Origin of the sequence: Microbispora sp. CA-102843, assembly GCF_050936215.1 — a bacterium.
Classification (GTDB): domain Bacteria; phylum Actinomycetota; class Actinomycetes; order Streptosporangiales; family Streptosporangiaceae; genus Microbispora.
Genome location: NZ_JBNJNF010000001.1, coordinates 3,924,738 through 3,944,471, shown reverse-complemented (window position 1 = coordinate 3,944,471; position 19,734 = coordinate 3,924,738). Strand labels below are relative to the sequence as shown.

General features: G+C 70.6%; 18 protein-coding genes. 6 read left to right on the top strand and 12 right to left on the bottom strand.

Annotated features, from left to right (window positions below):
• Positions 1-38: 38 nt before the first annotated feature.
• Positions 39-1,070, bottom strand: a complete 1,032-nt coding sequence (locus ACQEVJ_RS18330) for a patatin-like phospholipase family protein (protein ID WP_433102496.1) — start codon at positions 1,068-1,070, stop codon at positions 39-41.
• 272 nt (positions 1,071-1,342) lie between these two features.
• On the opposite strand from ACQEVJ_RS18330, the gene ACQEVJ_RS18325 reads away from it, so the two are divergent.
• The 5 genes from ACQEVJ_RS18325 (at position 1,343) to ACQEVJ_RS18305 (ending at position 7,680) form a co-directional block, all read left to right on the top strand.
• On the top strand, positions 1,343-2,788 hold the full coding sequence (locus tag ACQEVJ_RS18325) for a hypothetical protein (RefSeq protein WP_433102494.1): 1,446 nt from the start codon (positions 1,343-1,345) through the stop codon (positions 2,786-2,788).
• A 257-nt stretch (positions 2,789-3,045) separates the two neighbouring features.
• Positions 3,046-3,777 (top strand): NUDIX hydrolase, encoded by a 732-nt coding sequence (locus ACQEVJ_RS18320; protein ID WP_433102492.1) that lies wholly within the window; start codon positions 3,046-3,048, stop codon positions 3,775-3,777.
• Positions 3,774-4,934, top strand: a complete 1,161-nt coding sequence (locus ACQEVJ_RS18315) for a 5'-methylthioadenosine/S-adenosylhomocysteine nucleosidase (RefSeq protein ID WP_433102490.1) — start codon at positions 3,774-3,776, stop codon at positions 4,932-4,934. The genes ACQEVJ_RS18320 and ACQEVJ_RS18315 overlap by 4 nt, the downstream gene beginning before the upstream one ends.
• The gene (locus tag ACQEVJ_RS18310) at positions 4,931-6,934 is read left to right on the top strand and encodes a hypothetical protein (protein WP_433102488.1); all 2,004 of its coding nucleotides are present in this window, start codon (positions 4,931-4,933) and stop codon (positions 6,932-6,934) included. Before ACQEVJ_RS18315 ends, ACQEVJ_RS18310 begins: the two co-directional genes overlap by 4 nt.
• A gap of 317 nt (positions 6,935-7,251) precedes the next feature.
• On the top strand, positions 7,252-7,680 hold the full coding sequence (locus ACQEVJ_RS18305) for a hypothetical protein (protein WP_433102486.1): 429 nt from the start codon (positions 7,252-7,254) through the stop codon (positions 7,678-7,680).
• Between the two features lie 53 nt (positions 7,681-7,733).
• On the opposite strand, the gene ACQEVJ_RS18300 is transcribed toward ACQEVJ_RS18305, so the two are convergent.
• The 3 genes from ACQEVJ_RS18300 to ACQEVJ_RS18290 are packed head-to-tail and all read right to left on the bottom strand — an operon-like array spanning position 7,734 to position 11,218.
• Complete coding sequence (locus ACQEVJ_RS18300; protein WP_433102484.1) at positions 7,734-8,945, bottom strand: acyl-CoA dehydrogenase family protein; 1,212 nt, start codon at positions 8,943-8,945, stop codon at positions 7,734-7,736.
• A gap of 57 nt (positions 8,946-9,002) precedes the next feature.
• Positions 9,003-9,968: a glucosyl-3-phosphoglycerate synthase gene (locus tag ACQEVJ_RS18295; RefSeq protein ID WP_433112824.1), complete on the bottom strand. Its 966-nt coding sequence runs from the start codon at positions 9,966-9,968 to the stop codon at positions 9,003-9,005.
• A 35-nt stretch (positions 9,969-10,003) separates the two neighbouring features.
• Complete coding sequence (locus ACQEVJ_RS18290) at positions 10,004-11,218, bottom strand: MFS transporter (protein WP_433102482.1); 1,215 nt, start codon at positions 11,216-11,218, stop codon at positions 10,004-10,006.
• Positions 11,219-11,335: 117 nt separating this feature from the next.
• On the opposite strand from ACQEVJ_RS18290, the gene ACQEVJ_RS18285 reads away from it, so the two are divergent.
• Entirely contained in the window at positions 11,336-11,935 is a 600-nt protein-coding gene (locus tag ACQEVJ_RS18285; RefSeq protein ID WP_433102480.1) for a TetR/AcrR family transcriptional regulator, read from the top strand.
• Positions 11,936-12,095: 160 nt separating this feature from the next.
• On the opposite strand, the gene ACQEVJ_RS18280 is transcribed toward ACQEVJ_RS18285, so the two are convergent.
• The 8 genes from ACQEVJ_RS18280 to ACQEVJ_RS18245 form a co-directional block, all read right to left on the bottom strand.
• Positions 12,096-13,817 carry an Ig-like domain-containing protein gene (locus tag ACQEVJ_RS18280; protein WP_433102478.1) on the bottom strand — a complete coding sequence of 574 codons (1,722 nt, stop codon included), beginning with the start codon at positions 13,815-13,817 and terminating at the stop codon, positions 12,096-12,098.
• Positions 13,818-14,040: 223 nt separating this feature from the next.
• A complete protein-coding gene (locus ACQEVJ_RS18275; RefSeq protein ID WP_433102476.1) occupies positions 14,041-14,910 on the bottom strand; it encodes a MurR/RpiR family transcriptional regulator in 870 nt (289 codons plus the stop codon).
• Between the two features lie 53 nt (positions 14,911-14,963).
• Positions 14,964-15,674, bottom strand: coding sequence for a sugar isomerase domain-containing protein (locus ACQEVJ_RS18270; RefSeq protein ID WP_433102474.1), 711 nt, complete (start codon positions 15,672-15,674; stop codon positions 14,964-14,966).
• Positions 15,674-16,327 (bottom strand): sugar isomerase domain-containing protein, encoded by a 654-nt coding sequence (locus tag ACQEVJ_RS18265; RefSeq protein ID WP_433102472.1) that lies wholly within the window; start codon positions 16,325-16,327, stop codon positions 15,674-15,676. Before ACQEVJ_RS18265 ends, ACQEVJ_RS18270 begins: the two co-directional genes overlap by 1 nt.
• Complete coding sequence (locus ACQEVJ_RS18260; RefSeq protein WP_433102470.1) at positions 16,324-17,004, bottom strand: N-acetylmannosamine-6-phosphate 2-epimerase; 681 nt, start codon at positions 17,002-17,004, stop codon at positions 16,324-16,326. The genes ACQEVJ_RS18265 and ACQEVJ_RS18260 overlap by 4 nt, the downstream gene beginning before the upstream one ends.
• Entirely contained in the window at positions 17,004-17,981 is a 978-nt protein-coding gene (locus ACQEVJ_RS18255) for an N-acetylglucosamine kinase (RefSeq protein WP_433102468.1), read from the bottom strand. The genes ACQEVJ_RS18260 and ACQEVJ_RS18255 overlap by 1 nt, the downstream gene beginning before the upstream one ends.
• On the bottom strand, positions 17,978-18,790 hold the full coding sequence (locus tag ACQEVJ_RS18250) for a carbohydrate ABC transporter permease (protein ID WP_433102466.1): 813 nt from the start codon (positions 18,788-18,790) through the stop codon (positions 17,978-17,980). The genes ACQEVJ_RS18255 and ACQEVJ_RS18250 overlap by 4 nt, the downstream gene beginning before the upstream one ends.
• On the bottom strand, positions 18,787-19,734 hold the full coding sequence (locus ACQEVJ_RS18245) for a carbohydrate ABC transporter permease (RefSeq protein ID WP_433102464.1): 948 nt from the start codon (positions 19,732-19,734) through the stop codon (positions 18,787-18,789). The genes ACQEVJ_RS18250 and ACQEVJ_RS18245 overlap by 4 nt, the downstream gene beginning before the upstream one ends.

Genomic DNA, 19,734 nt, shown 5'->3' with positions numbered 1-19,734 from the left:
GGCACAACCCGTGCCGGCGTGCCGCCAGACGAGGCGCCTCAGGTCGGCGGGGTGTGCAGCGGCGGCGGGGAGGCCGGTGAGGACCTCCCGGCAGGCGGTCCGGGCCGGTGCCGCCGGTGGTCCTCGTCGTGCGGGGGGCCGAGCGGGCGGGCGAGACCGGGGTGGGGTTCGTGCCGCTCCAGCCAGTGGATGGTCGACAGGGTCGCTCGCTCGATCATGTCGGCCGTGCCGCGGAAGTCGACGGGCAGCACCTCGACCGGGCAGAGCGGCGGCAGCACGTGCAGGTGGGTCCGCCGCCTGTTCTGCCTGATCGAGGCGCTGATGCGCTGCTCGCTGAGCAGGTTGTAACCGTGCAGGGCCATGGCGATCGCCGTCGACGGCGCGGCCGGCAGGTGGCAGGAGAATCCGGGCGCCAACAGGTACACCTCGTCGGCGCCCGCCTCCACCGCGTAGTCCAGAGTGGTCAGGTCCGCGACGCCGCCGTCCATGAGCACGCGGTCCCCGATCGTCACGGTGGGATACAGGGCCGGGATCGCGGTGCTGGCCAGCAGGGCCGGCAGCGCGGTCCCCCGCGACAGGACCACCGGCCGCCCCGTCCGCACATCCGCGGTGAGCACCGACAGTGGCGTCAGCGTCTCCTCCAGGACGCGGATCGGCAGGATGCGTTCGAGGAAGCGCCGCATCGAGGAGTTGTCGAAGAGGTAGTTGCGGCGGCCGAGCGCGGCCGCCGCCAGCGTGGCCGGATTGAGCGGGAAGGCGTAGTTGAGCACGCCCAGCGCCTGCAGGGCTCCCCGCAGGGGATGGAAGGGCAGGTTTCCCGCCAGCGTGCGGAGCACATCGGGCCCGCTCACCGGGTACACGTCGTGGCTGCTCACCGACAGCCACAGCCGGGCCAGCTCCTCCACGCCCGCGGCGTCCGGGCGGGAGGCGTAGTAGGCGCCGTTGAGCGCCCCGATCGAGGCGCCCACCACCATGTCGGCGCGGATCCCGTGAGCGGTGAGCGCGCGGAGCATGCCGACCTGCGCGGCTCCCAGGCTGCCGCCGCCCCACAGGATGAACGCCGTCGTCATCGGCCGCTTCCCCACGCTCCCCCGGTTCCGGTCCCCCTTCCTACCCGTACGACCCCCACGTCATCCGCCGTCAGCAGAGGTCGAAGTGACGTGAGACGACGCACTTTCACCGAGCCCTTGTTTATTCTGCCGGGGGCGACAGTCGAAAGGCAGGAATCCCCCCATGGCCTGCCGATCAGATTTCTCCCCTCCTCCGCGCGACGTTCGAGCTCCTGCGTGAGGCTGGACGGCCGCTGCGACCCGAAGAAGTTCGCAAGGAAGTCGAAAGCAGAGTGACGATCCCCGAGGAGCTCCGGGGGCCCAACGCGCACGGCCAGGCGCGTTGGTGGGCGCAGCTGGGCTTTCGTACGGGGGAGGCCGCCTCACTCGGCTGGATGACCAAACGGAACGGCTGGGCGATCACAGAAGCGGGCGTCCGCGCGCTCGACGACTTCCAAGGCACGGAGCTCTATCGCGAACTGGCGCGTCAATACCGGGCGAGGAGACTGCCGCCAAAGCCGCAACCAGGCCGTCCCGGGCCCACGCCTCCGCCCGACCCGACTCCGGCCGCGTTCGAGCAGTTCCAGCAGAACCTCGAGTACGCCCGCCAGCTCGTCGACGGCGGCCGCAGTCTGGAGCGGCTCGCGGTCGGCTCCTTCGACGTCACCGACCTCTACCGCGCGGCCTGGACCCAGGCCGTAGCGGCCCTCGACCACTGGGTGACGCGCGAGATCGTCGACCGGGCCGTGGCCCTCGCTCTGACCCCCGGAGTTCCTCGCCCTCCCAAGTTCAACAATTTGAGCATTCCCGTCGAGCTGTTCGAGAGGGTTCACCATCACGACGAACCCCTCGGGGAATCCTTTCGCGCGCATCTGGAGCGGCATTTCTCCTTCATGACCTTCCAGAATCCGGAGAAGATCAAGGAAGGGTTAGCACACGTCAGCACGGTGAACCTCTGGGTGAAGGTCGCCGAGGTCCTGACCGGTCAGGACGCCAGGAGCCCGATCAGCGCGGACGGCGTCCGTACCCGGCTGCGGGAGATCGCCTGGCGCAGGAACAACATCGCCCATACCGCCGATCACGATCCGGAGCGCCCCGGGCAGAAGACTCCGATCACTGCCGCCGAGGCGGAGGCGACCATCGAGTGGCTCGAAACGATGGCCATCGCCATCCAACTGGCCCTCGGCGACCCCTTCCCGGCCATGACCCCCGACACCGCGGGTGAACTGCGAGCCGCCCCTCTGACGGTTGAGGCAGAACCGGCCACCGGTCCTCGGGGAAAGCGCACGTGGGACGAGCCAAGCTTCCTCCAGGCCGTCGAGCAGTACTGCCCCGACGACGTGCGCGACACGCTGCTGGCCGTCTACCGTCACGCCGAGAGCCACCCGTCCTTCCACGAGTACTACTTCGGCGAAGGCGAGTATCCCTCGGTCACCGCCTGGTTCAACCTCGGCTCCGACAAGGCCTCCGTGTGGAGCGTCTACACCGGACCGGCGAAGTCCGTCCTGGCCGTCAACTTCGGGTCCATACGCAATCACGGCGCTTCACGAGAACGTATGACACGACTTGCCGAACGGCTCGGCGCCCTTCCGGGGGCGGCCCGTCTCCGCGACCAACTCGAATCCGCGGGCTACGCCAAGTATCCCTCATTCCAGCCGGCCGCCCTCGCGCGTCCGGAATACCGGGAGATCATCATCGCGGCCCTGAACGAGTTCCTGACAGGCGAACCCCTGCACTGACCGTTGCACAGCGCAGGGCGGGCGAAGGCCGACCCCCGACTCGGACAGCCCCAGTTGAGGGGAGAGCAGTGAAGCGCGGCCGACAAGAGGCGGCCTGCGACGCCTCGCCTCTTCGGCGGCCCTGGACTGTGCCTTCCCCTCGTCGTCAGCGAAGCATCTCGAGCCTTCCCTGAGCCCGCCTCGGCCCCGTTCCGGGGTTCACACGTCTTACCTCACGGCTATTTCTGTCAGATTGACAAGAAGCTAGCGTCTGCCGCATGACCGAGGACCAATGGGTGCCGCCCGTCGTTCTCCTCGCGGTTGATCTGGTGATCCTGACGTTGCGCCAGTCGCGCCTGCACGTGCTGCTCGTCGAGCGTGGTGTCGACCCGTACAAGGGCGCCCTCGCGCTACCCGGCGGATTTCTGCAGCACGCCGAGGAGGACATCACCGCCGCAGCCCACCGGGAGCTGTCGGAGGAGGCCGACCTCGACGTCGAGACCCTCCGCCTCGAGCAACTGGGCGTGTACGGAGACCCGGGTCGCGACCCGCGTGGCCGAGTGGTATCGGTGGCGTACCTGGCCATCGCACCCCGCCTGCCGGAGCCGATCGCGGGAACGGATGCGGCCGACGCCGGATGGCAACCTGTCGAGCGGGTGCTCTCCGGCGACCTCAAGCTCGCCTTCGACCACCGGCGCATCATCACGGATGGTGTAGAACGCGCTCGCGCCAAGCTTGAGCACTCCTCCCTCGCGACGGCCTTCTGCGGACCGACATTCACCATCACCGATCTGCAAGACGTGTACGAGGCGGTCTGGGGGATCCCACTCGATCCCAGGAACTTCTATCGCAAGGTCCAGAAGACCGAAGGGTTCATCGTCCCGGCAGGGACAGCCCGCAAAGCCACCCCTGGTCGGCCGGCCCGACTGTTCCGCGCCGGTCCGTGCACAGTCCTCTATCCGCCGATGGTCCGGCCCGCCGTCGCCGAGCGCAAAGGAGTAGAAGAGTGAGCGACCGCCCGATCGTGATCCTCACCGCGCTAGACCTGGAATATCAAGCGATCCGAAAGAAGATGCTCGACCCGGAGTTACACCGTCATCAGCACGGCACCCGTTTCGAGATCGGCCGCTTCGCCGGCAGCCGCTGCCGACTGGCCCTGGCCCATGTCGGCACGGGCAACCAGTCGGCGGCCGTGCTGGCCGAACGAGCCATCGCCGAGTTCGCCCCGGCCGCTCTGCTCTTCGTGGGCGTGGCGGGCGCCCTGCACTCCCACATCTCCCTCGGGGACGTCGTTGTGGCGACCCGTGTCTACGCCTACCACGGAGGGACGAGCGAGGACGACGGACTCAGGAGCCGCCCTCGCAGTTGGGAGACATCGCACGCCGCCGATCAGATCGCACGGCACATCGGCCGCACCGGTTCGTGGACGCGTGGTCTCCCCGATCCCGGCCACGTCCCGCACGTGCACTTCGGCCCGATCGCGGCCGGTGAGGTGGTCCTGAACTCCAAGGTGTCCGGGCACGCGCAGTGGATCCGGCAGAACTACCACGACGCCTGCGCGATCGAGATGGAAGGTGCTGGAGTGGCCCAGGCCGGCCATCTGAACGGCGCGCTGCCCGTGGTCGTCATCAGGGGCATCAGCGACCGGGCCGACGGGACCAAGGAGGTGACGGACCGCGATCAGTGGCAGCAGCGTGCCGTAGCCAACGCCGCGGCGTTCGCGGCGGCGCTGGCCGAAGAGATCGCCGCCGAGGAGCGGGACGGCGGCTGGTTGGCGAAGGCGGCGGCGAGAGGAAGCAGGATGCCGGAGCAGGGGACGACGTACAACATCGCACGTGACAATGCCCGGGTGGGAGTGCAGGCCGGGACCGTGCACGGCGGCATCCGGCTCGGCTTCGAACCTGATCGGCCGACGGACCTGGCGGAGGCGCTCGCCGGGTTTCGCTCCCAGCTCAAGCGCGCACGGGACGACGGTCACCTCGATGAGGACACGTACGCTGCGGCTCAGGCGGAGCTCGCTGTGGCCGAGGAGGCCCTGCAGGAGAAGCCTCGGAGCAAGAGCAGGCTGACCCTGGCGCTCAAGAAGCTGCGCGGGCTGATCAGCGACGTCGGCGAGCTGGCGGCGGCTCTGGCGGCCGTCATCGCCCTAGCGCAGGCTCTGTCATGACGCCATCCGACGACACCGCAGTGAACGTCGCCGCCGGCAATGCTCATGTCGACGTGCAGGGAATCGTGCACGGCGGCGTCAACTACTACACGACTCCCCCGGATCCGTCGCCTCGGGAGAAGTTCGAAGCAGGGCTGCGATATCTGGAAAGCGGGGTGACAGGGCGGGCCTGGCCGCGGATCGATGATGCCGTCCTGTCGGGCTACAGAACCAACCGGGCCTGTTTCTACTGGCTGCTCGCCCTGTTGAGCGGCAGGACGCGGCGTGAGCTGTCGGACGAGGAGGCGGCCCGCCTCCAGAACTCGGACCATTTCCTTCCGCTCAGCGGTGATGATCCCTGGGCGGAGGGTGCGCGCACCATGCTCCGGCTAGTGGAATCCGTCGATAAACCCTATGCAGACCTTCGCGTCCTGATGAAGGAATTCGACGAACTCCCGTCGCTTCAGCGGGACCTGATCCTTCGTCACCTGGAGCTGTTCCTTGAGGGGCCAATCAAGGACGACGTGTGGCACCGAGCTCTCCAGCGCGCCTGCGACGAGCAGATGGACCGCAATCGGGAGGGCCGGGTTTGGAAGTTCTTCGAGCCGACGCCCGCTACTCCTCTGGTGCGGCAACCTGCGCCGGTCGCGATCTCCACTTTCATCTGGCTGCAGGCGGGGGCGGGGGCGGTCGTGGCGGTCGCGGCCACCGCACACCTCGGCCACCTGCTCGTGCAGGGCGGCCGGGTCTCCGCTCTGTTCGCGTATCTACTGAGCATCGCCGGGGGATGTTTCGCCGCCCGCGGCGGCATGGAATGGTGCTTCCGATCGAGGCGACTTCGGATGAAGGACGAGGAGCACTCGCCGACCCTGCGCCGCGGGCCCGACGTGCCCCTCGACGCTTTCGCCCGGCAGGTGGGCCGGCGGCTCGAGTATTACCTCGCCAAGTACCGGCCGAGTGGCATGGAGCCGGATCTGTGGCTGACGTGGACTGCCGGCCTCCGCAGGAGCATGCGGAACGAACTCGTGGAGGCATACCGCGAGGAGCCGACCAAGGCGGAGACGATCAACTGGCTCATCCGCCATCGCGCCATCGGCGTCAAAACCCGCTGGGAGAAAGGCACGCTGTGGAACCACCGCCAGGAACTGGCCACCCCCATCTCCAGCAAGGCGACTGCCGTGCTCGGAGCCCTGGCCTGCGCTATCGGCGGGATCTGGGCGGCGAGCGGGGCGATGCAGGCTGGCGGGCTGATCGGGATCCGGTCGGTCGCCCTGTTCGTGGTGGCAGGCTGGATCGCCGGGCGCGCCTGGCTGCTGATCACCCTCGAACGCCGCCGGTTCGCCGCCGACAAACTCGAAGCCGCGAAACTGCAGGAGGACAGCGAGGCGGCCTTCTCCCGATGGAAGGAACGGCTGGCTGACAGGCCCGACGACAGAGAGATGGCCGCCTGGCTGGACTGTGACCGGAAAGTGCTACTGAGCGAGGCACTGCGGCACTACCAGCTCAAAATGAGCGGCATCATCGCGTACGCCTTCATTGAGGCACGCAGCGGTTCCGCGACCCGGGCGCGAGTGCCGGGCGGACCCTGGCGATACAGGAAGTATCAGCTCATCGTCTTCCTGCTCACCGCCGACGGAGTGCGGCAGCTCACCGCGACGCTCGATCTTCAGCCCGGCACCTTCCACGATCGTCATCGAATGAACTACCGGTTCGAGGCGGTCGCGGCCGTCCGCGTGCGGCAAGCGGACAACCAGGAGCGGACATTCCAACTCTCCCTCGTCAACGGCCAGGAAATCAACGTCAAGGTGGTCGAGTCAGAAATGGAGGACCTCCAGCAGGGAGAGAATCCCGCAGCCGTCTCCGAGGTGACGTTGGATGCGGCAGGCCTGCGTCACACTCTGCACGTCCTTGAGGGGATCGCGGCAGAGGGCAAGGCGTGGATAACCTCGGAACGCCGTCGTGGCGAGGCCCGCTCCGAGAAACTCTGGCCGCGCCCGCCCGACAAGGAGCCCAATTCTTGAAGCGGCACGAGCCCGGCGGACCGGCCGACCGAGCGCCCGAGGAGCCGATGGCTTCCGGGCGCTCGACACGATTCGAGCATGGATGACCTATTACCGGCATCGGGCTGTTCGGTATCCGCACCGCCGTAGCAAAGGGCGATGGTTATGCGTTCGACCGGGCCTTCGTCGATTTCGTCGAATTAGCCTTCCCGGCCAAGATCGAGCTTACTCATCCCATGGCAAGATGGGCCCCCGTTCCCTCACGCGTAGGGCTTCGGGACAAGGATCCATAGACGGACACATCCAGTTACGCAGGGCTGCTGGCGCAGGTGATACCGGTGGTTCTGCTCGCCGTAATAGTGGAATACCGCGGCGCCTACGAGGCAGGGCGTATCGTCGGCACGGAGTCGCGGAACAAGATGTCCCCGGATCAGGGACGGAGATTAGCGAACCAATTCCTGTTCATCCTGGCGGTGCAAACCATATTCCTTTCAGTTCTCACCGTGCTCGAGATGGCGGCCCTGATAGTCGCCGGCAACAAACCGGGGTCGCACGAGCTGGCCGAATCCATCATCCGTTCCGATGCGGCTCTAACGGTTGTCTCCATCGGGATCGGTTTGACCATCGCGATGCAAGCCCTCGCCGTCGCGCAAAGCTATCAGCGGGCAGGGATAATCGAGGACACACACCGGCGCAACTTCCACTGGGTGATACGAATAGCCGTCGTCATTGTCGTTTTCGGAACGGGCCTGCTGCTGAAGGGCTGATCCCGGGACGCCGCTGTCGCGCCCCTCACGAAACGGCAGGGCAGGTCAAGCGGCTAGCGCACGGGGAGGCCGGTGACGGCGCGGCCGATGATGAGGCGCTGGATCTCGCTGGTGCCCTCGAAGATCGTGAAAATCTTGGCGTCGCGGTGGAAGCGCTCGACCGGGTGCTCGCGGGTGTAGCCGGCCCCGCCGAGGATCTGGATGGCCTGCTCGGTCGCCCAGACGGCCGTCTCGCTCGCGACCAGCTTGCTCATCGACCCTTCGGCCTGCTCGAGCCGCCGGCCGTGCCGGGCCATCCACGCCGCCCGCCAGGTCATCAGTCGGGCTATGTCCACCCGGGTGGCCATGTCGGCCAGCAGGAACGCGACCGCCTGGTTCTCCCCGATCTTGCGGCCGAACTGCTCACGCTCCCGGGCGTAGTCGCGGGCGTACTCGTAGGCCGCACGGGCGACGCCGACGGCCATCGCGGCGACGAGGGGGCGGGTGGTCTCGAAGGTCCGCATCGCGGCCTGTTCGCCGGACCGCGCGCCGGCGCGCACCCGGGCGAGCCGCTCGTCCAGCTTCTCCTTGCCGCCCACCAGGCACCGGCCGGGCACCCGTACGTCGTCCAGGACGACCTCGGCGGTGTGGGAGGCGCGGATGCCGTGCTTCTTGAACTTCTGCCCCTGGGACAGGCCGCGCGTGCCGGGCGGGACCACGAAGGACGCCTGGCCCCGGGTGCCCAGTGAGGGGTCGACCGTGGCCACGATGACGTGGACGTTGGCGATGCCGCCGTTGGTGGCCCAGGTCTTCACGCCGTTGAGGACCCACTCGTCCTTCGCCTCGTCGTAGACGGCCCGCGTCCTGATCGCGCCGACGTCGCTGCCGGCGTCCGGTTCCGAGGAGCAGAACGCGCCGAGCTTGACGTCGTCGGGAGTGCCGAACATCTGGGGCAGCCACTCCCCCATCTGCTCGGGGGTGCCGTTCGCGGCGATGGAGGCGGCGGCGAGGCCGGTGCCCACGATCGACAGGCCGATGCCGGCGTCCCCCCAGAACAACTCCTCGAACGCCACGGGCAGGCCGAGCCCCGACTCCTCGAACCACTGCTGGGCGAAGAAGTCCAGCGAGTACAGCCCGATCTTGGCGGCCTCCTGGATGACCGGCCAGGGCGTCTCCTCGCGCTCGTCCCACTCCGCCCCTGCCGGGCGGATGACGTCCCGGGCGAACTCGTGGACCCAGTCGCGCAGTTCGCGAAGGTCGTCGCTCAACTCAGGGCAGAAGGTCATCGGGGGGTCTCCTCTCCTTAGTGTTACCAACGGTAACACCTCGGCGGGAGGAGCCGGTCAGCGCAACCGGGACGCGTACTGGGGGACCGTCGCCATCGGCGGGCGCTCGGCCACCCCGACGTCCCGCGTCAGCGGGCGGTGCCCGGCGGGGCCGCGTTCGAACTGGACGAGCCGCGCGGACGGCTCGTGCAGCGGAACGATCTTGTCCTGGCGCTCCAGCCGCGCCCAGGCGGTGTGCATGATCTGCCCGGCCATCCCGCCGAGCGCCTCCGTCGACTGGTGGGAGTGGACCCGGCGGCCCAGGTCGACCTGGGCGAGCGCGTCGAGCCCCACCGTGTCCAGGAGGTCGATGAGGAGCCCCAGCTCCACGCCGTACCCGGTGACGAACGGCACCCGTTCCAGGACCGCGCGGCGGCCGGCGTACTCGCCCGCGAGCGGCTGCACGAACCCGGCGAGCAGCGGCCAGTGCAGGTTGAGCAGCGGCCGGGCGACCAACTCGGTGACCCTGCCCCCGGCGTTCGGTTCCGTCGCGCCGAGCAGCGGCCGGTCGTAGCACGCCTTCACGTATCCGACCGCGGGGTCGGCCAGCAGGGGCCCCAGCAGGCCGGTCACGAACGAGGTCCGGAACTCACGCAGGTCGGCGTCGACGAACACGACCAGGTCGCCGGTCGTCACCGCGAGAGACTTCCAGAGCGCCTCGCCCTTGCCGTCGTAGCGCGGATCGTGCAGCTCGGGCAGGATCTCGTCCTGCGCGAAGACCTTCGCCCCGGCGCGTAAGGCCCGGGCCGCCGTGTCGTCCGACGACCGGGAGTCGATCACGACCAGCTCGTCCACGAGCGGCACGGCCTCGACGAGGTCGCGGCGCACGGCGGAGACGATCTCCCCGACCGTCTCCTCCTCGTTCCTGGCGGGCAGCACCACCGAGATCGTGGTGCCTCCCTTGGCGGACAGCAGGGCGCGGGCCGGCCAGTCGGCCGCCGACGAGGTACGCCGACTCAGCCAGGCCTCCACCTCAGGCAGCACGCCCGTCCTCCCCCTGTCCGCCACGTTCACAGGCATCACCTTATGCGGCGGCCGGAGGAGGCGATCAGCACGAGCCCCCCTCCCAGCGCGAGCACGCCCGCCACGCCGTACATGAGGGCGGCGAAGCCGTACGGCGCGGCGGCCGAGGCCGCGATCGGACCCACGCTGGCCCCCGTGAACAGGAAGAAGGTGAACAGGGAGACGGCCGTGGCCCGCGCGGGACCGGCCAGCAGGCCCACGGTCTCGATCACGGCGGGGGCGGCGACGCCGATCGCGAAGGCGAAGACGGCCAGCAGCACCGCCAGCGCGGCGACACCGGGGGCGGCCAGCCCGACCACCAGCGCGAGCACCGCGGCGAGTCCGAGGGCCAGCGCCGCCCTGCGGGCCGGGGAGATCCGGGCGAGGTACGGCGTGGCGAACGGGATGGCCACGATCGCCGGCAGCGCGGTGGCCCGCAGCGTCAGCAGCGCGGAGGGGTCTCCGGCGATACCCGCGGGGCCTTCGAGCTGCAGTGCGGTGTAGAGGGCGACGAACGCGCCGAGGACCGTCAGCGTGGCGGCGTACACCAGGACCAGGCGCGGGTTTCGCAGCAGCACCGGGACGGCGGCGTAGGGGTTCACTCCGGCCCGGCGGGCGGTGTCGGGCAGCATCACCCGGCGCAGCACCACGGTCATGACGGCGAACGCGGCGCCGCCGAGCAGGAAGACCGGCCGCCACCCGAGCAGGTCGGCGAGGGCCTTGGCGACGAGCTGGGCGACCACGGCCGAGGCGAACAGCGCGCTCACCACGGAGGTCATCGTGACGGCACGGCGGCGGGGTTCGACGCGCTCGGCGATGTACGCGAACGCGGTGGGGGCGAAGACGGCGGTGGTGACGCCCTCGACCACCCGCAGGGCGAGTGCGGCCCCGGGCCCGGGGCTCAGCGCGACCAGCGCGGTCGTCACCGCCGTGGCCGCCATGCCCCAGGTCATCACGCGGCGCCTGCCGTACAGGTCGGACAGCGGGCCGAACAGCAGGAAGCCACCCGCGTAACCGAGGCCGAACGCGCTGACGAGCCAGGTCAGGACGGCGGCGGGGGCGCCCCAGTCGGCCGACATCCGGGCCAGCAGGGGGATCACGACGTAGAGATGCCCGGTGGCGAGGAGCCCGGCCGGTACGAACGCGGCCACGGTGCGCCCTGACGGCGCGTACGTCTCGCGCGGAGCGGCCGGTGCGGCGGGTGCGGGAACGACGGGAGTCGATGTGCTCATGGCGAGGAAGGTAGCCAACCAACTAGTTGGGTGTCAACCAACTAGTTGGTGGCCGTGCGGGTATGCTGAGGCGACCACTCCTGAGCACCCGTCCGCTCATGAACACGGAGGAAGCCGATGTCGCCCCGCAAAGACGCCAAGGACCCGACCGCCGCCACGAAGGCCGCCCTGCTGGAGGCCGCGCGGACGGAGTTCGCGGCGTACGGCGTGGCGGGCGCCCGGGTGGACCGCATCGCCGAGCGGGCCGGGGTCAACAAGGAGCGGATCTACGGGCACTTCGGCAGCAAGGAGAAGCTGTTCGACACCGTCATCAAGACGGCGCTCGACGAGGTCGCCGCGGCGGTGGCGATGCCGGGCAAGGACCCGGCGGAGTACGTCGGCAACCTCTTCGACTTCTACTCCGCCCACCCCGACCTGGTACGCCTGCTGATGTGGGAGGCGCTGCACTACCGGGGCGAGGACGACCTGCTGCCCGGCCAGGAGCTCCGGGTGGACAAGTGCCGGACGAAGACCGAATCGCTCGCCGAGGGCCTCGGCCGGGAGCCGGACGCCTCGGTCGCCCGGATGGTGTTCTCGCTGGTGGGCATGGCGATGTGGCCGAGCGTCATGCCGCAGCTCGCCCGGATCACGGTCGGCGAGGAGGCGGCGACCCCCGAGGGACGCGAGGCGCTGCGCGAGCACCTCGTGGCGTTCGTCCGCGCCGCCGTCGAGAAATGACCGGCGCCGCCGGGAACTGACCGGCACCCTCAGGCGGGGACGTCCTCCTCGACGCGTCTCCGGGACACCGAGCCCGTCAACCGCACCGGGAGGACGTCTTCACGCGGTGTGCGACTTCAGGCGGCGTCGCCGCGAGGCGAAGTGCCCGCGCGAACGGCCGTCAGAACCACAGAGTTCGCGTCGCCGTATAGGCCAGGACGCGGATCAGGTAGCCGCAGGCCTGGTTGAGCATCGTGGGATCACCCGGCGGCATGGCGTCGTACGCGAGCCGGCGGAAGTGCTCCGCGCCGGCGGTGTCGCCGACCTGGATGCCCGCCAGCGCCCACCACGCGTAGATCGTCGCCGCCGACAGCCCTTCCGGACGGCCGGGGGCCTCGCCAACGTCGAACTTGTCGACCAGGCGACGCCAGAGGTCCCGGTCGGCCGGGTCCGGGCCGCCCGCTATCGCGAGCATCATGACGGCCGCGTGCGCGTCGGGATACCACAGGTCCATGCGGGCGTTGTTGCCGACCGGCGGCACCACCCACGCGGTCCAGCCAGTGGCCCGCGACCTGAACCGCTCGCGCAGCGCGTACCGGGTGCGGGCCGCCCGGCGCTCCGCCACGCGGGCCAGGTGCGTGCTGCCGGTGAGGCGGCACAGCTTGGCGTAGGCGACCATGCCGAACCACGTCTCGGCGTTGTCCATCAGGTAGCGGATCGGGTATGTCCGCTTGGCCAGGGTCACGCCTTCGGTGAGGTACACCTCGTCGATGGCCCGGTACGTCTGGTGGACGGCCGGCATGAACTCGGCGAGGTACACCCTCCGCTCCGGGGGCCGCAGCCGGGTCGCCCCCTTCCACACTGCGAGGAAGTACGTCGCCGGGCAGGAGTCCTGGGCGTCCAGATCCCCGCGCACCCAGTCCGGGTACGTGCCGGTGAAGTGCTCGATCGTGCCGTCGGGGTGCATCCAGGCGGCGTACCAGCGCAGCCACCGGTCGGCCGCCTCCGCGTAGTGCGGATCGCCGGTGACGTCGGCGGCCAGGTAGAGCGAGTAGGCGGTGTAGTTGTTGAAGTAGGTCTCCAGGCGCAGGTCGTTCGGAGCCGCTCCGCCGAGGTTCAGCCCTCCGTCGGCCTTCTGCCGACCGAGCACGACGTCAGCGAGCCGCCGGATGTCGGCGACCCGGTCGTGCGGGAGCGACCGGCCGGTGCGCGGGGTGTCGTCCGGCAGCGCCGCGTAGGCGTCGAGCCCGGATTCGAGGCTCAGCGCGGTCACGCGGAGCGAGGGACCGCTGAGAGAGATCTCGGTGACGACCGCGCCGACGAGTTCGCCGTCCACCTCGGCCAGCGGCACGGCGCGGGCGACTCGCGCGGGCAGCGCCAGGGCGGCGGTGCGTCCGGCGGCGGTGCGTACAGACAGCGTGACGGGCCCGTCGGCGGTGGCGTCGATCCGCACCAGGAGCGCCTCGTCGAGCCAGTGGCCGGAGAGCGTGGCGTCACCGGTGCGTGCGAGGACCTCCGGCTCGTGCGGGTTGGCGGCGGTCGTGAAGGTGGTCGCCGGAGTTCCCTCGACGGACAGGGTGTACCGGCGTCCCGGCTTCAGCCTTCCGCGCGGGATGACGCTGACCGCGCGCTCGCCCACCTGGTAGGCCACGTCGGTCTCGACCATGCCGTCGGGCCCGTCGAGGCGGGCGGGGGGCGGACCGGACGTCGCGGGCGCGGTCAGGTAGGCGGTGAGCACCCGGTCCCTGGGCACTCCCGTCGAGCCGTCGGCCGGGCTGGCGAAGGCGATCGGGGAGGCGTCCGCGGAGGCGAGGGCGGGTGAGCCGGTGACCAGCAACGGCACCGCGGCTGTGCCGACGAGACCGGTGATCGCGGCGCGGCGGCTGATAGCGGGTCCATCCATGACGTGTCCCTTTCTGAGGGGCCTGACAGGGGAGAGGGGCGCCTGCCGGAGGGCGGCGGGCAGCACGACTCCGCCGGGCGGCGGAGCCGTCGGCTCGAGGAGGGGAACGGGCGGGGCGCGAGGGAAGGTTCAGACGAGTGGGAGAGGGCGGGGCAGGCCCGCCCGAAGCCGGGGAAGGCGGAGTGGGCCGGGGTGAGGGGCCGGCCCGGGAGAGAGGACGGGGTCAGTAGATCTTGTCGGCGACCGCCTCGGAGATGAGCTTGCTGGTGCGGTGGGCCTGCTGGCCCATCTCCCTGGCGCATCCCTCGACCAGCAGTTCCACCACGAAAAGCTGGCCGATCTTGTTGAACAGGTTGCTGACGAGCATGGTCTCGTCGCTTCCGGCGACGAGGACGACGTCGGCGATCTCGGCCAGCGGAGAGCGCGGCGCGCCGGTGATCGCGATCGTCCGCGCCCGCCGTTTCCGGGCCGTCGAGAGGTTGGCGACCATGTCCTTGGTGCTGCCGCTGTAGCTGATCGCCACGGCGACGTCCTCGGGGCCCAGTACGGCCGCGGCCATGGCCTGGACATGGGAGTCGACGTACGCGTTGCACGTCTTGCCCAGCGTGAGGAACCGGAGCTGGGCGTCCATCGCGGTCAGGCCGGAGGAGGCCAGCCCGTAGAAGTCGATGCGCCGGGCCTTCACCAGCAGGTCCACGGCCTGCCTGAACGCGTCCGCGTCGAACTGGCGCATGGTGGTCTCGATCATGGCGATCGTCCGGCCCGCGGCGCTGCCCGCCCAGGTCGGGTAGTCGCCTCCCGCCGCCACCAGGGGCGTCGTGGTGACCGTGCCGGGCACCAGCTCGTGCGCGATCTCGATCTTGAGCTCGTGGAAGCCGCGCAGGCCGAGCCGCTGGCAGAACCTGCTGACCGTGGCCACGCCGACCTCGGCGCGCTCGGCCAGCTCGGTGATGGACATGCGGATGACCTCGCCGGGGTGGTCCAGCACGGTCTGGGCGACCTTGGCTTCGCTCGCGGTCAGGTCGGCCTCCCGTGAGCGGATCGCCGCGAGGTATCCGGCCGGCGGTGCGGCATCGGGCGTTCCGGCGGGCATGTCGTCTCCGTTTCCTCACTGTGGGCAGGGGGTGTCACGCGTCGCTCACCCGATCACGCGTAGCTCACCCGATTACGGTAGGCGGCCAGCAGGCGGGAGTTGTGCTGATCGCCGCCATCGATGTTGGCGCTGGCGAACACCGGTGGATCCGGCAGCCGGGTGGCGACCTCCACCATCAGACCCTGCAGGAGGGCGGACCCGATCGCGGTGGAGGTCGGGCCGGCCGGCGGCACGCCGGGCGCGATGGTCACCGCCGCGTCGCCCGGCGCGCCGGGCAGGTCGATCACCAGGTCGGCCACCTCCGACAGCCGGGCCGCCGCCCGCGGCGCGACCGACCGCGTGTACGCGAGCGAGGTCAGCGCGAGGACCTCGGCGCCCCTGGCCTTGGCCGCGACGGCGAACTCGACGGCCGCCGGATTGCGCCCGGACACCGAGATGACGAGCACCACGTCGCCGGAGCCGATCCGGGTGTCCTCCACCAGCGCCGTGCCGTACCCCGGCAGGCGCTCCAGCCGGCTCGTCCGGGTCACCGGCCGCTCGTTGAGCATCAGCCCGGCGGGCAGCACGGGCTCGATGGCGGCCAGGCCGCCGGCCCGGTAGAACAGGTCCTGGGCGAGCAACCCGGCGTGGCTCGCGCCGAAGACGTAGAGCACCCGGCCGTCGGCGATCGCGGCGGCGATCCGCCCGGCCGCGGCGTCGATCGCGGACTCGTCGACCTCCGCGAGCAGCCGGGTGACCTGGTCGAGGTAGCGGCGGAAGGTCATCAGTGCCCCCGCTCGGCGTATCCCGTCTCGACGGCGGCCACGAGGGCCGGGCCGTCGGGTACGTTGATGCTCGGATAGACGCTCGGCGACAGGCCGGCGGCAACCAGCCGCTCGACGGTTCCCGCGGTCACAGCCCACATCAGCGCCGCGTTGGCCACGCCGGAAAGCGGGCAGACCGGGCGCTCGACGCCGGGCACGTCGAGGAATGCGTCGCCGTAGCCCGCGCCGTTGTCCAGCACCACGTCGGCGACGTCGGCCAGGCACCGCCCGGACGGATGCCGGGCGTCCAGCGCCCGGGAGAAGGCGACGGCGGTGAGGGCGACGACCGGCACCCCCGCCTCGCGGGCGTTCAGCGCCAGGTCCACCACGGCGGCCGAGACGCCGGACACCGAGACAGCGAACAGCACGTCCGCCGGGGTCGGCGCCTCGGGCGCCTTCGCCGTGTCGAGCGGCTTGAACGCGGGCAAGCCGCCGGTCCGGTAGAACAGCTCGTGCGACACCATGTGCCCGGTGTCGTGCAGATAGAGGGTGCCGCGCCCGGCGATCGCGGCGGCCGACAGGTCGGCGGCCCGGCCGACCGCCTCCGCCTGCGTACGCGCGACGCCGCCGAGCCGGTCCAGCAGCCCGGTGAAGTAGGCGTCGATCGCGCTCACGCCGGCACCCCCGCCGAACTCGCCGCCACCAGGCGGGCGGTGATGTGGTGCGGCGAGGTCACCGCGGTGCCGACGACGACCGCGTGCGCGCCCGCGTCGAAGGACCTGCGGACGTCGTCGGCCGACCAGATCCGGCCCTCTACGACGACGGGCACCGACCGCCCGGCGAGTGCCTCGCACACGGCGAACGCCGGCCCGCTCTTGTCCGTGGAGTACGGCGTGTAGCCGGCCATGGTCGTGGCCACCAGGTCGGCCCCGGCCTCCATCGCGGCCAGCCCCTCGTCGGCCGTCGCGACGTCGGCGAGCACCGCGGCCCCCAGCTCGTCGTGGATCGCCGCGATCAGGCCGGCCAGCGGCACCGGCCGCGGCCGCAGCGTCGCGTCCACCGCCACCAAGTCGGCACCCGCCTCGACGATCTCCCGAGCGTCGTCCACCGTCGCCGTGATGTACACGTCGTACCCGGGATGCCGGCGCTTGCGGATACCGATGATCGGGAGGTCGAATCCGGCCCGGACGGCCGCGATGTTCGCCGGGCCGTCCAGCCGGAACCCGGCGGCGCCGCCGGCGGCGGCGGAACCGGCCATGGCGGCGATCACCTCGGACGGGTGCAGGGGACTGTCCAGACCCGCCTGGACCGAGACCACCACCCCGCCCGCGATGCGTGCGATCGGATTCATCACTTTCCCTTCAGGATCTCGTGTGGGCTCGCGGCCAGGCCGGCCGCGAGCCGATCGTGCACCGCCTGGTCGACGGTCCCGCCGGCCTGCCGTACGGCCAGCAGGTAGGCGCCGCCCACGGGCGGCAGGGCGGGGAGCGCGAGCCGGTAGCCGGGCAGCCGGGTGCCCAGCGCGGCGCCGAACGCCTCGCACACCGGTCCTCCGGCGGCGAGCACGCCGCCAGCTGGGACCACGATCCGGTGGTCGCCGGTGAGGAACGGCGCGGCGGCCGCCGTGGCCGCGACGAGTGCCGCGAGCTCGTCGGCGGCCGCGCGGATGATCCCGATCGCGACGGCGTCCCCGGCGCCGGCGCATTCGGCGACGTCGACGGCGAGCGCGGCCACCTCCGCACGGTCCAACCGCCCGTGATGTACCCGCTCGTAGACCGCCCGCATGCTCGCGACCGCGAGCCGCCGCCGCACCGCCCGGCTCAGCGGCGACTCGGCGGCGCGCCCGTCCTCGGCGGCGCACGCGGCCCGCAGCGCGGCCTGCCCGATCCAGTGGCCGGATCCCTCGTCGCCCAGGTACCAGCCCCAGCCGCCGCGGCTGACGCGCTCGCCCGCGGGACCGGCGGCGAGCGCGACGGTCCCCGTTCCGGCGATCAGGCCGATCCCCGGGCCGCCCAGGCTGCCGCTGGCCAGCGCGGCGACCGCGTCGGACTCGGCGCGCACGTCCGTCACGGGGACGAGCGAGCGGACCGTCGCCGCCGCGGGTTCGAGAGCGGACGTGAGCGACAGGTAGGCCGTGAACGGCCCGGCGGACCCCGCGGCCGCGCCGCGCACCGCCTCGGCCAGCGATCGCGCGTTGCCCTCGGCGGCGCCGGGCTCGCCGGGATGCCGGATGGGACCGCCCCGCCCGACGCCGCGCACCGTGCCGTCTGGCTCTCCGACGACGGCCACGGTGCCGGTCTGGCCGCCGTCGAGCGCGAGGATCGTCACTGCTTCACCGCCCCCGCCATGACGCCCCGGATGATGAACCGCTGGAAGCACAGGTAGACGACGATGACCGGGACCGTGGTGATCGCGATGGCCGCCATCATCAGCCCGTACTGCGAGAAGTACGACCCCTGGAAGACCTGGAGACCGACCTGGAGCGGCATCAGCGTGTCGTCGGTGAAGACGATCAGCGCGAGGGTGAACTCGTTCCAGACGCCGAGCACGGTCAGGATCGTGATGGTGGCCAGGGCCGGCTTCGCCAGCGGCAGCGCGATCCGGGTGTAGATCCGGATTCGCCCCGCTCCGTCGATCATCGCGGCCTCCTCCATCTCGCGGGGTAGCGCCTCGAAGAACCGGCGGAGCAGGAAGATCGCCACCGGCAGGTGGGCGTTGATCAGCGGCAGGATGTATCCGAGCCTGGTGTCCACCAGGCCGAGCCGTACCAGGATCACGTACAGCGGGATGAAGGCGGCCGGCATCGGCACGAAGATGAAGGCCAGCAGCACCGAGTAGACGACGTTCTTGGCGGGGAAGCGCAGCCGGGCGAACGCGTACGCGGCCATGCTGGCGAACAGGACGACGGCCGTGCTGACGGTCACCGTGTAGAGGACGCTGTTTCCCATGTAGCGGTCGAAGTCGGCGTCCTCCCACGCCCGCCGGTAGTTGTCGAACTGCCAGGTCTCCGGCACGAAACTGACGCCGGAGTAGATCTGCTCGGTGGTCTGCACGGACGCGGAGAGCATCCACAGCACCGGTACGACCGAGACGAGGGTCCAGCCGATCAGGATCACGTGTAGCGCGAAGCGTCTCATTCGCCCGCCTTCCTGCGGGTGAAGCGCAACCCGAGGGACGCCACGACGAGCATGAGCACGCAGAACACGAGCGACAGCGCGCTGGCGTACCCGAACTGGGAGTGCTCGAAGGCGGCGCGGTAGATGTGCAGCACCGGCACCTCCGTGCTGTATCCGGGACCACCGCCCGTCATGGCCATGACCAGGTTGAACATCTCCATCGCGCCGAGGAGCGTCATGATGCCGACCACACCGAGCGTCGGCTTCATCAGCGGGAGCGTGATGCGGCGGAATATCCGCCATCCGCCCGCGCCGTCCACCCGGGCCGCCTCGTACAGCTCGGTGGGGATGGCCTGCAGCGCGGCGAGGAACAGCAGGAACGGCATGCCCACGCCCTGCCACATAGAGGCGACCGACACGGCCAGCAGGGCGGTGGACTCGTCGCCCAGCCACGCGTGTCCGCCGAGCCCGAACGCGCCAACGAGCTGATTGAGCGGCCCGCCGTACGGCTGGAAGATCCACTTCCAGATGATGGCGACGACGATGCCGGAAAGCACCGGCGGGAGGTAGAAGACCGTGCGGTAGAAGAGCTGCGCGCCGATCTTGCGGTCGAGCGCCAGCGCGAGGCCCAGCGAGATGCCGTTCATCACGGTCAGCGCGAGGACGGCGAGGATCAGGCTGTGCCCCACCGACTCCCACCAGACCCCATCGGAGAAGGCGGTGAGGTAGTTGCGCAGGCCGATCCAGTTGAACGTCGGGGTGAGGCCGCTCCAGTCAGTGAAGCTCAGCAGCACCGTACGGCCGAACGGGTAGGCGCTGAACAGGCAGAAGAGGATCACGGCCGGAGCGATCAGGCACAGCCCGACGCCCCATTCCTCCGGCCTCCCCCAGCGGCCGGGCCGGCCGGCCCTGGTGGGCGTGGAGCCCTGCCGGACCGGCGGCGCGGTGTGCGTGGTCGTGGTCAT

Excerpts from the sequence above, each read along its gene's own strand:
- ACQEVJ_RS18260 (WP_433102470.1), bottom strand. The coding sequence starts at position 17,004 with ATGAATCCGATCGCACGCATCGCGGGCGGGGTGGTGGTCTCGGTCCAG.
- ACQEVJ_RS18270 (WP_433102474.1), bottom strand. The coding sequence starts at position 15,674 with ATGACCTTCCGCCGCTACCTCGACCAGGTCACCCGGCTGCTCGCGGAG.
- ACQEVJ_RS18275 (WP_433102476.1), bottom strand. The coding sequence starts at position 14,910 with ATGCCCGCCGGAACGCCCGATGCCGCACCGCCGGCCGGATACCTCGCG.
- ACQEVJ_RS18285 (WP_433102480.1), top strand. The coding sequence starts at position 11,336 with ATGTCGCCCCGCAAAGACGCCAAGGACCCGACCGCCGCCACGAAGGCC.
- ACQEVJ_RS18245 (WP_433102464.1), bottom strand. The coding sequence starts at position 19,734 with ATGACCACGACCACGCACACCGCGCCGCCGGTCCGGCAGGGCTCCACG.
- ACQEVJ_RS18330 (WP_433102496.1), bottom strand. The coding sequence starts at position 1,070 with ATGACGACGGCGTTCATCCTGTGGGGCGGCGGCAGCCTGGGAGCCGCG.
- ACQEVJ_RS18300 (WP_433102484.1), bottom strand. The coding sequence starts at position 8,945 with ATGACCTTCTGCCCTGAGTTGAGCGACGACCTTCGCGAACTGCGCGAC.
- ACQEVJ_RS18250 (WP_433102466.1), bottom strand. The coding sequence starts at position 18,790 with ATGAGACGCTTCGCGCTACACGTGATCCTGATCGGCTGGACCCTCGTC.
- ACQEVJ_RS18320 (WP_433102492.1), top strand. The coding sequence starts at position 3,046 with ATGACCGAGGACCAATGGGTGCCGCCCGTCGTTCTCCTCGCGGTTGAT.
- ACQEVJ_RS18280 (WP_433102478.1), bottom strand. The coding sequence starts at position 13,817 with ATGGATGGACCCGCTATCAGCCGCCGCGCCGCGATCACCGGTCTCGTC.
- ACQEVJ_RS18310 (WP_433102488.1), top strand. The coding sequence starts at position 4,931 with ATGACGCCATCCGACGACACCGCAGTGAACGTCGCCGCCGGCAATGCT.
- ACQEVJ_RS18290 (WP_433102482.1), bottom strand. The coding sequence starts at position 11,218 with ATGAGCACATCGACTCCCGTCGTTCCCGCACCCGCCGCACCGGCCGCT.